This is a genomic window from Catenulispora pinistramenti (assembly GCF_018274385.1).
Lineage (GTDB): Bacteria > Actinomycetota > Actinomycetes > Streptomycetales > Catenulisporaceae > Catenulispora > Catenulispora pinistramenti.
In genome coordinates this window covers 1-13,053 of record NZ_JAAFYZ010000024.1, presented here as the reverse complement: position 1 = coordinate 13,053, position 13,053 = coordinate 1, and the positions used below count along the sequence as shown (strand labels likewise).

Sequence of the window (13,053 nt, the reverse complement as noted above, 5' to 3'; positions counted from 1 at the left end):
GCTCAGCCCTCGAAGCCGAACTCGGCCAGCGCCTTGTCGATCCGGGCCCGGTGCGCGCGCTCCCACTCGTCCAGGGTCTCGGCCTCGTCCTTGGCCAGCTTGGCGCGCGCGGTGGTGAACACCTCGTCCCGGCGCGCCGCCGGCACCACCACGATGCCCTCCTCGTCGGCGACCACGATGTCGCCGGCGTGCACCGTCACGCCGCCGCACCGCACCGGCGCGTTGTGCGCGCCGATCGCGTTCTTGGTGCCGGGGATGGGGACGTTGCCGCGGGCGTAGACCGGGAAGCCGGCGTCGCGGGCCTCGGCCAGGTCCCGGATCACGCCGTCCACGACCAGGCCGGCCACGCCGTGCCGCTGCGCCACCGCCATCACGTTGCCGCCGGCCACCGCGAAGTCCACGTCGCCGCCGGTGTCCACGACGATGACCGAGCCCGGCCCGGCGCGGTAGATGGCCGCGTGGACCATGAGGTTGTCCCCGGGCGGGCACCGGACGGTGAAGGCCGGTCCGGCCAGCCGCGGCGACGTCGCGGTCAGCGGCCGGATGCCGAGGTCCATGACGTTCTCGCGGCTGAGCACGTCGGCCAGGGTGGTGGTGGGTACGTCGGCGAAGGTGTCCATGGTTCCGTGATCGTATTCCAGGCGGCTCGGCGGCGGGTCCTCGGTGGGTCCTCGGTGGGCCGGCGCTGGGCCGGCGGCGGGCCGGTCGCGGCCCCGGTGGCGGGGCCGGTGGTGCCTCAGCGGCCGCGGCGCGTGGCGAACACAGCCAGGCCCACCAGCACCGCGATCAGCGTCACGTAGATGACGGCGCCGAGCGTCGGGTGCTGGTAGGCCGGGCGGGTCAGCGCGAGGGGTATCAAGCCTCGACGCGCCAGTGCTGCTCGACATGGGGCCGGCCGTCTTCGCCGGGCACTTCGACCCAGACGGCGTGCGGCTGAGCGTCAGCCATCGCCCGCCGGGCCGCCGTCCTGGGCAGCGCCGGCCCTTCGAGCGCCGCCAGGACCGGGCTGGTCAGCGCCGAGCGGGTCAGGCGCCGCCGGGTGCGCCGCAGATGCAGGAGGTTCATGGCGTCCCTCTTTCAGTTCCCGCCGTGGAACACGGCGTAGCAGACGAGAATCACGGCGATCAGCAGATAGGCGCGCAACGTCAGCAGCCCGGCCTTGCGCAGTGGCGAGAACACCGGCCGCTCCAGGCTGTCCAGGTGCGGGGTACGCCACTCGGCCCGGTCGGCGTCCCGCAGCGCCTTGCGCTCGGCGCGCGTCAGCGGGGTGTTGTCGATCGCCGTGACCTGTTCGCTGTCGATGCCGTCGAACGCCGCGGCGGCCCGCGCCAGCTCCGCCTTGCGCGCGCCGCGCCGCGTCACCGCCGCGATGACCCCGCCGCCGACCACGCCCAGCCCGGCACCGACCGCGAAGCCGGTCTCGTACTGCGTGGCGGTGATCGAGTGGAAGAACGTCGCGGCGGTCAGCGCCAGCGACAGCAGTACCAGTGACCAGACGATCGCCCCGGCCACGATGTTCTGCCGCAGCGTGTTCACCCACGGCCCGAGCACCGGCTTGTCGTTGCACAGCAGTACCAGGAACACCGTCGCCGAGGGCAGCAGCACCCCGGCCAGCGCCTGCACCCACTGCGTGATCAGGCCCTGGGTGTGGGCGTCGGAGGAGAGCATGATGGTCGCCGAGATGCCGATCAGCACCGCGTAGCCGACGTAGAACAGCTTCGCCTCGGACAGCTTCCAGTGCAGCGAGTGCCGCCGCCCGAAGGTGTCGCCGAGGGTGTAGGCGGTGGCCAGCGAGACCGCGTTCGCGCCGACCAGCGAGGCGTCCAGCAGGACGATCGCGAACAGCGCGCCCAGGGCGTGCGAACCGTGCTGCTTCAGACCGGAGGCCACGCCGCCGGCGTCGGAGAACTGCCCGAACAGGTCGGTGTCCTTGAAGACGAACGCCGACGTCGCCATGATCGCGACCGCGCCGATCATCACCACCGCGATGCCGATCCACAGATCGGCCTTCTCATACTTCATCCAGCGCGGCGTGATGCGCTTGTCGACGACGTTCGACTGCTGGAAGAACAGCTGCCACGGCGCGACCGTGGTGCCGACGATCGACACGATCAGCAGCAACAGCGTGGAGTCCAGGCCGCCGGCGAACTGCGGCACCAGGCCCCTGGCCGACTCACCGGCGCTCGGGTGCGCCATCAGCGCCATCGGGAACATCACGATGTTCACCGCGATCAGCCCGAACAGGAAGCGCTCCCAGCGCCGGAACGAGCCCCCGGCCACCACGGCGAACAGCAGCACGGCGGCCAGCGGCACCGACACCTTCTGCGGTACGCCGAAGTAGTTCAGGGCCAGCGCGACGCCGATGAACTCGGTGACGATCGTCAGCGAGTTGACCAGGAACAGGTCCCCGACGCTGAACGCGCCCCAGAACCGGCCGAACCGCTGGAAGATCAGCCGCGCGTGCCCGACCCCGGACACCGCGCCGAGCCGGACCACCATCTCCTGGTTGACGTAGAGCACCGGGATCAGCAGCGCCAGCGTCCACACCAGCTTCATGCCGTAGTTCTGGCCGGCGTCGGAGTACGTCGCCACGCCGCCGGCGTCGTTGTCGCCGACCATGACGATCAGGCCCGGGCCCATGATGACCAGCAGCGTGCGCAGCTTGCGCCGCCAGGTCCGGCGGCTGTCCCGGTCGTCCCGGCGGATCCGGCCGAGCGCGCCGACGATGTCCCCGACGTGCGCCGAGTCCACAGACGCGCCGGTGTTCGCGCCGGTGTCGGCGGCACCGTCGTGCGCGCTGGTCGGTGGTCCTTCGGAGTTCGGGTGGTGGATGGTCATCATTCCTCCAGAAAACGTGCTGATATAGCGGATATAAGGGCGCGACGGCATGACGCCGGGGCCGGAGGGCCCAGGCGTTCGCGAACGCGAATCAGGGAGCGATGTCAGCCGGAGCAGACGCGGCCGGACACGGCCGGACGTGGCCGGACGGGCCTAAGCGACGGCGCGCGGCGCGGCGGTCTCGGAGCGAGCGGAGCAGCGGGGACTGTCACTGTGACCAGAGCCCATGTCACCCACCTCCCTCCGGTCGCTGCGCCGCGGCGCAGGTCACACCCTCACCGAACGGGGGTGCCACGGTGAAGTACAGCACCGGGCCGGTCGAATAGTCAAGCGATTGCGCAAGTGTTTGAGTGGGCCCGCGGCCGTCGGGCACAATGGACCTCTGGTGAACCGGGCCCCGACCCGGACGAAACGAGGAGGTGACATGCGCCGCAGACAGGAGTCCCGCACCGAGGACGACGCCGTTCCGGACGACGGGGCACCCAGCCCAAGGCTCCTGCAGGACGCGGCCGCCACCTTCGGCATGCTGGCGGCCACCACCCGGCTGCACATCGTGTGGCTGCTGGCCCGGGCCGAGCAGGACGTGACCGCGCTGGCCGAGGCGACCGGCAGCAACGTGGCGGCGGTCAGCCAGCACCTGGCCAAGCTGAAGCTGGCCGGTCTGGTCAGCTCCCGCCGCGAGGGCCGGCGTCAGGTCTACGTCGTCGACGACCCGCACGTCGTCGCGATCGTCCGGCAGATGCTGGACCACCACGCCGAACTGGCCGAGGAGCCCTTCCCGGTGATCGGGAGGCCAGCGAAGACGGCCTAGCAGTACAGCGCGCGGTCCGCCGCCGCACGACCGAAAACGAACCGCCATGTCGCTGCTGTCCCCGTTCCGCGCCGCCACCTCGGCCCCCGCTACCCCCGCTACTCCGGCGACCCCTGCCGGTGCGGCTCCGGCAGTCGCTCTGACGGACCGCGGCGCCGAGTTGACGGCGTGCGGCGGACAATCGGTCCTGCAAGTGCTGCGCGGCCTGGACAGCGGGCTGCGGGGCCTGACCGAGGCCGAGGCGGCCGCGCGCCTGGAGCGTGACGGCGAGAACGAGATCGCCCGGGGGCCGGACGGATTCCCCGCGCACGCCTTCGCCGTCGCGTTCCGGGCGCCGTTCCTGCTGGTGCTGACGGTCCTGGACGTGGTGCTCGCGCTCAGCGGGGACGTCGGCGGGGTGCTGGCGATCACCGCGATGATCGTGATCGCGGCCGTGATGCGGTTCTGGCCGGAGCGGCGCTCGCGGCGCACGGTCGACGCGCTCCGGGCGTTGGTGCTGACCACGGCCACGGTCGTGCGGCGGGCCGACGACGGCAGCGCGCCGATGGCCCGGGAGCTGCCGTTCGACCAGCTGGTGGTCGGGGACGTGGTGCGGCTCGCCGCCGGTGACCTGATCCCGGCCGATCTGCGGTTGCTGCGCTCCAAAGACTTGTTCCTGGACCAGAGCCTGCTCTCCGGTGAGGCGATGCCGGTCGGTAAGCACGCGGAGTTGTCCGGGCTGGGGACGGACAGCGGCTCGTCCGACGCGCATCCGTCAGAGCACTCAGCCCTCTGCCTGGCCGGCACCCACGTCCTGTCCGGCACCGCGACCGCCGTCGTGATCGCCACCGGCGGCGGCACCTACCTGGCCGGACTCGGTCGAGAGCTGGACGGAGGCCGCCCGGCCACCGCCTTCGACCGGGGGGTCTCCTCGGTCAGCTGGATGCTGCTGCGCTTCATGGCGGTGCTCGCGCCGCTGGTCTTCGTGGTCAGCGGCCTGGCCTCCGGCAGCTGGCACCGGGCCTTCCTGTTCGCGGTCGCGGTCGCCGTCGGCATCACCCCGGAGATGCTGCCGGTGGTCGTGACCACGACGCTGGCGCGCGGCGCGCTCGCGATGGCCCGGCGCCGGGTGATCGTCAAGCGGCTGCCGGCGATCCAGGACCTCGGCGCGATGGACGTGCTGTGCGTCGACAAGACCGGGACCCTGACCGAGGGCCTGCCCACGCTCGACCGGTACACCGACGCCTGGGGCCGCCGCGACGAGACCGTCCTGGACTACGCCGCCCTCAACAGCCTCCTGCAGGCCGGCTGGCGCAACCCCCTCGATGAGGCCGTCGTGGCCCACGCCGAAGCCCTCGGCCTGGGCCCGGACCCGGACCCGGACCCGGAACCGGGATCGGGATCGGGATCGGAACCGGCCGGACTCCAGTGGCAGAAGGTCGACGAGATCCCGTTCGATTTCACCCGCCGGCGGATGAGCGTGGTGGTCGCCGCACCCGGCGGGTTCGAACCCGACCACGTGATCATCACCAAGGGCTCCGTGGAGGAAGTCCTGGAGTGCTGTACGTCAGTACTCGACGAAGGCCGTATCGTCCCGCTGGACGCGGACATCAGAGCCGGTATCGACCAGGTCGCGACCGCCGATCGGGACGCGGGCCTGCGACTGCTGGCCGTCGCGTCCCGCACGGTCCCCGCCTTCGCCTTCGGCGGCACCGCGCGTCCCTACGGCGTCGCCGACGAATCCGGCCTCACTCTGCTGGGCCTGCTCGGCTTCACCGACCCGGCCAAGGACTCGGCCGGCGCGGCGTTGGCGGAGCTGGCCGCGCGGGGCGTCGCCGTCAAGGTCATCACCGGCGACGATGCCCCGGCCGCGGCCCGGGTCTGCCGCGAGGTCGGCCTCGATCCGGGTGCGGTGGCCGACGGCCGGACCGTGTCAGGCCTCGATGATGACGAACTGACCGGTCTGGCCGCCCGCACCACGGTCTTCGCCAAGACCGACCCCCTGGCCAAAGCCCGCATCGTCCAGGCTCTGCGCCGCGGCGGCCACACCGTCGGCTACCTCGGCGACGGCGTCAACGACGCCCCGGCCCTGCACGCCGCCGACGTCGGCCTCACCGCCCCGGACGCCACCGACCTGGCGCGCGAGAGGGCGGACGTCATCTTGCTCGACAAGGATCTGCGGGTGCTGGCCGCCGGTGTCGAGGAAGGCCGCCGCACCTTCGCCAACTCGCTGAAGTACATCCGCGCCGCGACCAGCTCGAACTTCGGCAACGTCCTGTCGGTGACGATCGCGGCGGCGTTCCTGCCGTTCCTGCCGATGGTGCCGATCCAACTGCTGGTCCAGAACCTGCTCTACGACCTGTCGCAACTCTCGCTGCCCTGGGACGCCGTCGACGCCGAGGAGCTGGCCGAGCCCCGGCGCTGGGACAGCAGGGGCCTGCGACGCTTCATACTCCGCCTGGGGCCGCTCAGCTCGCTGTTCGACTTGGCGACGTGGGCGGTCCTGTGGTGGGTGCTGGCGGCCGGGGATTCCCGGGTGCCGCTGTTCCAGACCGGCTGGTTCGTCGAGGGCCTGTTGTCCCAGGTGCTCGCCGTCCACATCATCAGGACCCGAAGAATCCCATTCCTGTCCTCCCGCGCCAGCCGTCCGGTACTGCTGGCGACCGGTGCGGCAATGGCGGTCGGCTTGCTGCTGCCATTCAGCATGCTGGCCGCGGATATGGGCATGACCTCCTTGCCGGCACTGTATTTCGGTTTCCTGGCACTGATCCTGCTCGGCTATTGCGCGCTGTTGCAGATCGTCAAGGACTGAATGTAAGGGTCCACGCCGCCCCGAACCTTTCACCGCCGAGTAAGTACCCTTATGCTCGGCCCTGTGACCATCGGGGACGATCTACTCCTACTAGCGATCAATCCGCGTGACGGCCGGGTCCAAGCGGCCGAGTACCTCGGCACGGCCTTACGGGGAGCCGAAGCACTGGATCTGAGCCTGGCCGGCCGGGTCTCGGTGGCCGACGGGCGCATCGCGATCGCCAATCCGCGGCCGATCGGCCATCCGCTGGCCGACCGGGCGCTGGCCACCCTGCACGCCGAGGGCGGCGCGCCGCGGCTGGACCTGTGGCTGACCGAGCGCCCCACCGAGCCGGACGCGCTCAACCAGTACGTGACGCTGCTCGCCGACCGGGGGGTGATCCGGACCGAACGTCGGGGGGACGGCGGCCGGACCCGCACCCGGCTGGTGCCGGTGGACCTGGAGCGCTGCGCCTATGTGCGCACCCGGATCGAGAACGTCTCCAGCGTCGGCGATCGCGCGCTGGGCACCATCGTGCACTCCTGCGGGCTGGACGAGTTCCTGTATCCGGGCTTACGCGGCCGCTCGGCCCGGCGCCGGCTGTCCCGGCTGGCCGACGACGAGCAGGTGCCGCCGGCGCTGCGGGAGGCGATCGAGGCGGTCGGCGCGGCGGTGGCCGGGTTGGTCGGGCGGCGGGACCAGCCCGGCGGCGGGGGCGGGGCGCGCCACTCGCAGTGAGGTTCTTCGGCGGCGGCACATCTGGGAGCTGAGATACCTCAAAGTTCGCTGATTCTCGCGCTGGTCGTCTCTCGATGCCGATCTCGATGCCGGGTCCGATGGCGGGTTCGACGCCGATCTCGATGGCGGGCCCGATGCCGATCTCGATGCCGAGCTGACTTGCCGCCGAGGTGTGCCGCCTACTGACCGTCGGCGTCGTGCCGATGGGCCCGCGTGCCGTCATGGTCGAGGACCGTCAGGATCTCCACCGCCTTCCCGTGCGCGGTGATGAGGTGCGGCGTCATCGTGCTGAACTCCGCGGCGTCGCCGGCCTGGACCAGCACCACGCGCTCGCCCAGGTGCAGCTCCGCGACGCCGGACAGCACGGTGAACCACTCGTGCCCGGGGTGCACGCGCAGCTCGTCGGGGCCGGCCGGGCGCTCGTCGGTGATCCGCATCTTGGCGACGCTGACCCCGTTCAGCGACCGCTCCCGGGACAGCAGCCAGCTGGTCAGGCCCCGGGTGTGGACCGGCTCGGGCCGGATCACCACCCCGGCCTCGTCCGGGGCCTCGGCCAGCTGGTCGATCGTGGTGCCCAGGGCGCGGGCGATCGGCACCAGCTGGTCCAGCGCGATGCGCCGCTGGCCGGTCTCGATCCGGCTGAGGTTGGACGGGCTCAGGCCGCAGCGGGCGGCCAGCGAGTCCAGGGTCCAGCCGCGGGCCAGCCGCAGGCTGCGGATGCGCTGGCGGACCAGGGCGTCGACGTCCGGTTCTTGCGTCATGCGCAAGATGATATGCCGTAGGCGCAGGCGACGCCTACGCTGGAGGCATGGAACACAGCCACGGATCCCACGGCCACGGTAGCCATGGCGGTCACAGCCACGGCGGCGACCGCCCGGACGACGAAGCCTCCATGGCCGACGTCCTGGACCTCGACGCCGAGGTCGTCCGCCCCTACCTCGAGGAGCTGACCGCCTGGGCCGCCGGCCACGCCAAAACCGCCCCGCACACCATCCTCGACATCGGCGCGGGCACGGGAACCGGCACCCTGGCCCTGGCCCGGCGCTTCGCCTCCGCCGACCTGGTCGCCGTCGACCTCTCGCCGAACATGCTCGACCGGCTCCAAGCCGCGGCGGGCGCCGCCGGCATCGCCGACCGCCTGCGCACCGTCCAAGCCGACCTCGACCCGGCCTGGCCCGCGGCCGCGATCGGCACCGCCGATCTGGCCTGGGCCTCCTCCTCCCTGCACCACGTCGCCGACCCCGACCGCGTCCTCGCGAACATCTACGAGGCGCTGAACCCCGGCGGCCTCCTCGTGGTCGTCGAGATGGACGCCATGCCGCGCTTCCTGCCCGACGGCGTGTACCCGGGCATGGAGGAGCGCTGTCGCCAAGCCGGGGCCCGCAACGGCTGGAACGCCTGGCCGAACTGGACCGGCCACCTGGAGCGCGCCGGCTTCACGGTCGCCGAGGAACGCACCTTCGCCATCGACCTGCGCCCCGCCCCGCCGGCCGCCAACCGCCTCGCCCACCGCATCCTGGGCGGTATGCGCGGACGCCTCGCCGACCAGCTGCCGCCGGAGGACATCGCAGCGCTCGACCGCCTGCTCGATCCCGCCGACGAGGAGTTCGTGCTGCGGCGCGGCGATCTGGAGGTGCGCAGTGCCCGGACCGCGTGGGCGGCGCATCGGCTGACCGAGTGACGTCGCAGGCACCGGGGTCGCCGCCGCCACCGGGGACGCGGCGGGTTTGAGCATGCCGCGGCCACCCGGACGGCCCTGCCGTACCGGGGCACCGTTGCCCGGCCGTGCCTACCGTGGGGGTCCGGGGCTGATCTTGAGGAGGCCTTATGAGCTCGGAAACGGTGCGTGCGCCCGGTAGTAGCACCTCAGTCCTCGATCAAGTCGAGGGCGGCTGGCGATCGCTGGTGGCGGAGTTCGTCGGGACGATGCTGCTGGTCCTGCTGGCGGTCGGGACGGCGATCTTCGCCGGCAAGTTCGTCGGGGACATCGGGATCGCCCTGGCGTTCGGGTTCACCCTGCTGGCGCTGGTCTACATGATCGGGCCGGTGTCCGGCTGCCACGTCAACCCGGCGGTGACGCTGGGCATGGTGCTGGCCCGCCGGATGACGCCGATCGCCGGGGCGCTGTACTGGGTCGCGCAGTTCGCCGGCGGCATCATCGGGGCGCTGCTGCTGCACTGGATCGCCAGCTCGGTCCGGGACCCGCTGGGCGGCGGACCGTTCCTCCGCAAGTCGTTCGGGTCGCCGGGCTGGGGCAAGGACTCCGACCTGTTCATCTCCGCTTCCGGCGCGTTCCTGGTCGAGATCCTCCTGACCGCGGTGCTGGTGCTGGTGGTCCTGGGCACCACCCACGGCAAGGGCGACAAGCCGGTGGCCGGTATCGCGATCGGCGCCTCGCTGACCGCGATCCACCTGATCGGCATCCCGTTGACCGGTACGTCGGTGAACCCGGCGCGGGCCCTGGGCCCGGCGCTGTTCGCCGACAACAACGCGCTGTCGCAGACCTGGCTGTTCATCGTGGCGCCGCTGTGCGGGGCGATCGTCGCGGTCGCCATCCACTGGCTGGTGCACGGCGAGCCGGAGTCCGCGCACTCCGAGCCGGGACGGCCGGATCCGGGACGGCCGGAACCGGGACGACCCGAGCCGGTCGGCGGCCCCGCCGTTTGAGGTCCGCACAGAGCTAGGCGGTAGCGTGGCTGCATGCCCGACACACAGTACGAAGACCTGCTCCGACGCGTTCTGGCCACCGGTACGGCCAAGGCCGACCGGACCGGCGTCGGCACCCGGTCACTGTTCGGGCACCAGCTGCGCTACCGCCTGCAAGACGGCTTCCCGCTCATCACGACCAAGAAGGTGCACTTCAAGTCGGTCGCCTACGAGCTGCTGTGGTTCCTGCGCGGCGAGGGCAACGTCCGCTGGCTCCAGGAGCACGGCGTCTCGATCTGGGACGAGTGGGCCGCCCCGGACGGCGACCTCGGCCCGGTCTACGGCGTGCAGTGGCGCTCCTGGCCCACGCCGGACGGCCGGCACATCGACCAGATCTCCGAAGTGCTGAACCTGCTGCGCACGAACCCGGACTCGCGCCGCATCATCGTCTCCGCCTGGAACGTCGCCGAGCTCACCGACATGGCCCTGCCGCCCTGTCACGCCTTCTTCCAGTTCTACGTGGCCGACGGCGAACTCTCCTGCCAGCTCTACCAGCGCAGCGCCGACATGTTCCTCGGCGTGCCGTTCAACATCGCCTCCTACGCCCTGCTCACCCACCTGATCGCGGCCCAGACCGGCCTGGCCGTCGGCGACCTGGTCTGGACCGGCGGCGACATCCACGTCTACGACAACCACGTCGAGCAGGCGCGGCTGCTGCTGACCCGCGAGCCGCGGCCGTTCCCGAGCCTGGAGCTGAAGCCCGCGGACTCGCTGTTCGACTACGGCTACGAGGACTTCGCAGTGCTCGGATACGACCCGCATCCCGCGATCAAGGCGCCGGTCGCGGTCTGAGGCAAGCGGCGAGAGCGAACAGGGTTCAGAGCGTGGGAGGCGGCTGCGGCAGCGCGTGCGCACCCTCCGGCCGCAGCCCGTCGAAGATGATCGCGAGATAGCGCTGCCACAGGTCCGGTGACGCGTTCGGGACGTACTCGCTCACATAGTTCGGCGCGCACATCAGCAGGAAGACGTCGGTGCCGGTGACGTCCTCCCGCACCGCGCCGTGCTCCCGGGCCCGGACCGCCAGGCCCTCGACCGCCTGGAACAGCCCGGCCTGGGCCCGCTTCACGTCGGGCTTCCACTCCGCGGAGCCCATTAGGAACGACAGGTCCCGTTGCTGCCGCTGGCCGCCGGCGATGGTCAGGAACTCCAGCAGTGCCGCGCCCGCGTCCTCGGCGTCCAGCAGCTGCTCGCCGGCCGTCCGCAGGTCGTTGATCCGGTCCACGACGATCGCGGCGATCAGGTCGTCCTTCGTCGGGAAGTGGCGGAAGACCGTGCCCTTGCCGACCCCGGCCCGGCGCGCGATGTCCGCGACCGAGGCCTCCAGCCCGTGCTCGGCGAACTCGTCGGCCGCCGCGGCGAGCAGCAGCGCGCGGTTGCGGGCGGCGTCGGCGCGCAGTGGACGGGCGTCCGGAGGGGTGGTCACCGCCGTAGCCTAACAAGTTGACCGCGCGGTCCGCTTATCGCTAGCCTCCTGTCGGGCGGAACCTGACCGCCTGGTCCGTTTACTGAGGGGTAGAGACATGCTCAAGCAGGACTCGATGAAGGCCGTCGTCGCCACCGACTACGGCTCGCCGGAGCAATACGCCGTCGCCGAGGTGCCGGTGCCGGTGCCCGGACCCGGGCAGCTCCAGGTACGGATCGCCGCGTCCTCGATCAACCCGTCCGACGTGAAGCTGGTCGGCGGCGAGTACCGCGAGGTGATGCCGACGCGGTTCCCGCACGTCCCGGGCATCGACTTCGCCGGGACCGTCACCGAAGTCGGGGCGGGCGTCACCGGCTACGCGGCCGGGGACGAGGTGTTCGGCATCGCCGTGCCCAGAGTGCTGCGGGCGATGGCCGGGAACCGTCCGTCGGTGGGCACCGGCGCGCTGGCCGAATACGCCGTCATCGAAGCGGACACTCCGCTGATCGCGCACCGGCCGGCCGGTCTGACGGCCCTGGACGCCGCGGCGCTGGGAGTCGCGGGCCAGGCCGCGCTGGCCACGGCCCGGGCCGCCGATATCCAGCCGGGGGAGCGGGTGCTGGTGGTCGGGGCGACCGGCGGTGTCGGCACCGCGCTGCTCCCGCTGCTCGCCGCCGCGAAGGCGCACGTGATCGCGACCGGGACCGAAGCGGACGCCGCCGCGCTCCGCGAGCTGGGTGCGGACGAGGTCATCGGTTATCAGGAAGCTGACTACCCGGCCGAGGTGGACGTGGTGGTCAACGTGGTCCTGCTCGGCGACCGCCTGTCCGGACCGGCCGCCGCGCTGCGTCCCGGCGGCCGGCTGCTGAGCATCACCTTCCCGTTCCCCACGCCGGAGATGATCGGCCGGGACGACGTGAGCCTGCGGATGATCCTCGACATGGACGGCGAACTCGCGCCCATGCGCGACGTCGGCGAGGCCGGGGCGCGCGGCGAGCTGCGCGCGACCATCGCGCGCCGGTACAGCCTGGACGAGGGCCCGCAGGCCTGCGTGGACTTCTTGCGGGAGCACTCGCTGGGCAAGCGGGTGGTGGTTATTTAGCCGTGGGCGTCCAGTAGCGGGCGGGGCCAGGTGTGGGTGACGGGTGATGGGTGACGGTGATGGGTGACGGTGACGGGTACGAGTGGCAGGGTTTTGGCTTGTGGCTTGTGGCTTGTGGCTTGCGGTTGGTGTGTTGGTTAAAGGCATTTCTTTACGGAACTACCTAGTATTGACTAATCACGGATCGAGACGCAGTTCGCTGTGCCACTCGATGTGCGTAGGCGGCTGCTGGTTGTGGCAGTGGTGCGCGTGGGTCCGAGTCACTACCGCACGCGTTGTGCTGGCGGGCGGCGGTCGTGCGTGGTGGGTGCCTGAAGTCAAAGGCAGGCGCCTCCGGCGGGGGCTCTCGGCTCCCTCGGGGAACTGGCGCGGTTCCATAGGGTGGTCCGGTCAGGGCTCTGCGGCGGCGGTTTGTGAGGTGGTGCGGTCCGTTCCCCTCGGTCGCGTCGTCAGCCCGGGGGGTACAGCACCGGTGTCCGGGGGTAAAGTCCGCGCGCTTGCGGTCGAGCATTTGAGCTGCGGTTTCGTACGGCGCGAACTTGACCCCCGGCCACCGGCGCTGTAGGCGAAGCCCTGCCGACGCGACCGAGGGGAACGAACCGAAAACCAGCCGGAAGAATAGCAATCGCAAGGAACGAAGACGCAGGTTAGCGATGCGGCTGCCGGTGAGGATGCGGCGGCGGGCC

At 71.5% G+C, this 13,053-nt stretch carries 13 protein-coding genes; 7 read left to right on the top strand and 6 right to left on the bottom strand.

The features are described 5' to 3' along the window. Positions 1-2 precede the first annotated feature (2 nt). The 4 genes from KGQ19_RS09920 to KGQ19_RS09910 all read right to left on the bottom strand — a co-directional run bounded on the left by KGQ19_RS09920 (position 3) and on the right by KGQ19_RS09910 (position 2,838). On the bottom strand, positions 3-620 hold the full coding sequence (locus KGQ19_RS09920) for an RraA family protein (RefSeq protein WP_212008788.1): 618 nt from the start codon (positions 618-620) through the stop codon (positions 3-5). A 116-nt stretch (positions 621-736) separates the two neighbouring features. Next, a complete protein-coding gene (locus tag KGQ19_RS50955; RefSeq protein ID WP_268907774.1) occupies positions 737-859 on the bottom strand; it encodes a hypothetical protein in 123 nt (40 codons plus the stop codon). After that, the gene (locus KGQ19_RS09915) at positions 856-1,065 is read right to left on the bottom strand and encodes a hypothetical protein (protein ID WP_212008787.1); all 210 of its coding nucleotides are present in this window, start codon (positions 1,063-1,065) and stop codon (positions 856-858) included. Before KGQ19_RS09915 ends, KGQ19_RS50955 begins: the two co-directional genes overlap by 4 nt. A gap of 12 nt (positions 1,066-1,077) precedes the next feature. Further along, a complete protein-coding gene (locus tag KGQ19_RS09910) occupies positions 1,078-2,838 on the bottom strand; it encodes an NRAMP family divalent metal transporter (protein WP_212008842.1) in 1,761 nt (586 codons plus the stop codon). A gap of 424 nt (positions 2,839-3,262) precedes the next feature. On the opposite strand from KGQ19_RS09910, the gene KGQ19_RS09905 reads away from it, so the two are divergent. From KGQ19_RS09905 to KGQ19_RS09895, 3 genes are all read left to right on the top strand, one after another. Continuing rightward, positions 3,263-3,649, top strand: coding sequence for an ArsR/SmtB family transcription factor (locus KGQ19_RS09905; RefSeq protein ID WP_212008786.1), 387 nt, complete (start codon positions 3,263-3,265; stop codon positions 3,647-3,649). Between the two features lie 46 nt (positions 3,650-3,695). Further along, a complete protein-coding gene (gene mgtA, locus KGQ19_RS09900) occupies positions 3,696-6,440 on the top strand; it encodes a magnesium-translocating P-type ATPase (RefSeq protein ID WP_212008785.1) in 2,745 nt (914 codons plus the stop codon). 63 nt (positions 6,441-6,503) lie between these two features. After that, positions 6,504-7,157, top strand: a complete 654-nt coding sequence (locus KGQ19_RS09895) for a GOLPH3/VPS74 family protein (RefSeq protein ID WP_212008784.1) — start codon at positions 6,504-6,506, stop codon at positions 7,155-7,157. A gap of 179 nt (positions 7,158-7,336) precedes the next feature. Here the strand turns inward: KGQ19_RS09895 and KGQ19_RS09890 are convergent, their stop codons facing one another. After that, complete coding sequence (locus tag KGQ19_RS09890; protein WP_212008783.1) at positions 7,337-7,918, bottom strand: helix-turn-helix domain-containing protein; 582 nt, start codon at positions 7,916-7,918, stop codon at positions 7,337-7,339. Positions 7,919-7,965: 47 nt separating this feature from the next. On the opposite strand from KGQ19_RS09890, the gene KGQ19_RS09885 reads away from it, so the two are divergent. The 3 genes from KGQ19_RS09885 to KGQ19_RS09875 all read left to right on the top strand — a co-directional run bounded on the left by KGQ19_RS09885 (position 7,966) and on the right by KGQ19_RS09875 (position 10,655). Continuing rightward, positions 7,966-8,838 carry a class I SAM-dependent methyltransferase gene (locus tag KGQ19_RS09885; RefSeq protein ID WP_230418425.1) on the top strand — a complete coding sequence of 291 codons (873 nt, stop codon included), beginning with the start codon at positions 7,966-7,968 and terminating at the stop codon, positions 8,836-8,838. 146 nt (positions 8,839-8,984) lie between these two features. Next, entirely contained in the window at positions 8,985-9,824 is an 840-nt protein-coding gene (locus KGQ19_RS09880; RefSeq protein WP_212008782.1) for an MIP/aquaporin family protein, read from the top strand. A gap of 33 nt (positions 9,825-9,857) precedes the next feature. After that, positions 9,858-10,655, top strand: coding sequence for a thymidylate synthase (locus tag KGQ19_RS09875; protein ID WP_212008781.1), 798 nt, complete (start codon positions 9,858-9,860; stop codon positions 10,653-10,655). Between the two features lie 25 nt (positions 10,656-10,680). Here the strand turns inward: KGQ19_RS09875 and KGQ19_RS09870 are convergent, their stop codons facing one another. Then, positions 10,681-11,286: a TetR/AcrR family transcriptional regulator gene (locus KGQ19_RS09870; protein ID WP_212008780.1), complete on the bottom strand. Its 606-nt coding sequence runs from the start codon at positions 11,284-11,286 to the stop codon at positions 10,681-10,683. A 97-nt stretch (positions 11,287-11,383) separates the two neighbouring features. Here KGQ19_RS09870 and KGQ19_RS09865 point away from each other — a divergent pair, with 97 nt between their 5' ends. Further along, entirely contained in the window at positions 11,384-12,367 is a 984-nt protein-coding gene (locus tag KGQ19_RS09865) for an NADP-dependent oxidoreductase (protein WP_230418424.1), read from the top strand. The last annotated feature ends 686 nt before the right edge of the window (positions 12,368-13,053 follow it).

Bases quoted from the DNA above. Each gene is read 5' to 3' on its own strand.
- KGQ19_RS09920 (WP_212008788.1), bottom strand. From the start codon at position 620: ATGGACACCTTCGCCGACGTACCCACCACCACCCTGGCCGACGTGCTC.
- KGQ19_RS09915 (WP_212008787.1), bottom strand. From the start codon at position 1,065: ATGAACCTCCTGCATCTGCGGCGCACCCGGCGGCGCCTGACCCGCTCG.
- KGQ19_RS09910 (WP_212008842.1), bottom strand. From the start codon at position 2,838: ATGACCATCCACCACCCGAACTCCGAAGGACCACCGACCAGCGCGCAC.
- KGQ19_RS09905 (WP_212008786.1), top strand. From the start codon at position 3,263: ATGCGCCGCAGACAGGAGTCCCGCACCGAGGACGACGCCGTTCCGGAC.
- mgtA (WP_212008785.1), top strand. From the start codon at position 3,696: ATGTCGCTGCTGTCCCCGTTCCGCGCCGCCACCTCGGCCCCCGCTACC.
- KGQ19_RS09890 (WP_212008783.1), bottom strand. From the start codon at position 7,918: ATGACGCAAGAACCGGACGTCGACGCCCTGGTCCGCCAGCGCATCCGC.
- KGQ19_RS09885 (WP_230418425.1), top strand. From the start codon at position 7,966: ATGGAACACAGCCACGGATCCCACGGCCACGGTAGCCATGGCGGTCAC.
- KGQ19_RS09880 (WP_212008782.1), top strand. From the start codon at position 8,985: ATGAGCTCGGAAACGGTGCGTGCGCCCGGTAGTAGCACCTCAGTCCTC.
- KGQ19_RS09875 (WP_212008781.1), top strand. From the start codon at position 9,858: ATGCCCGACACACAGTACGAAGACCTGCTCCGACGCGTTCTGGCCACC.
- KGQ19_RS09865 (WP_230418424.1), top strand. From the start codon at position 11,384: ATGCTCAAGCAGGACTCGATGAAGGCCGTCGTCGCCACCGACTACGGC.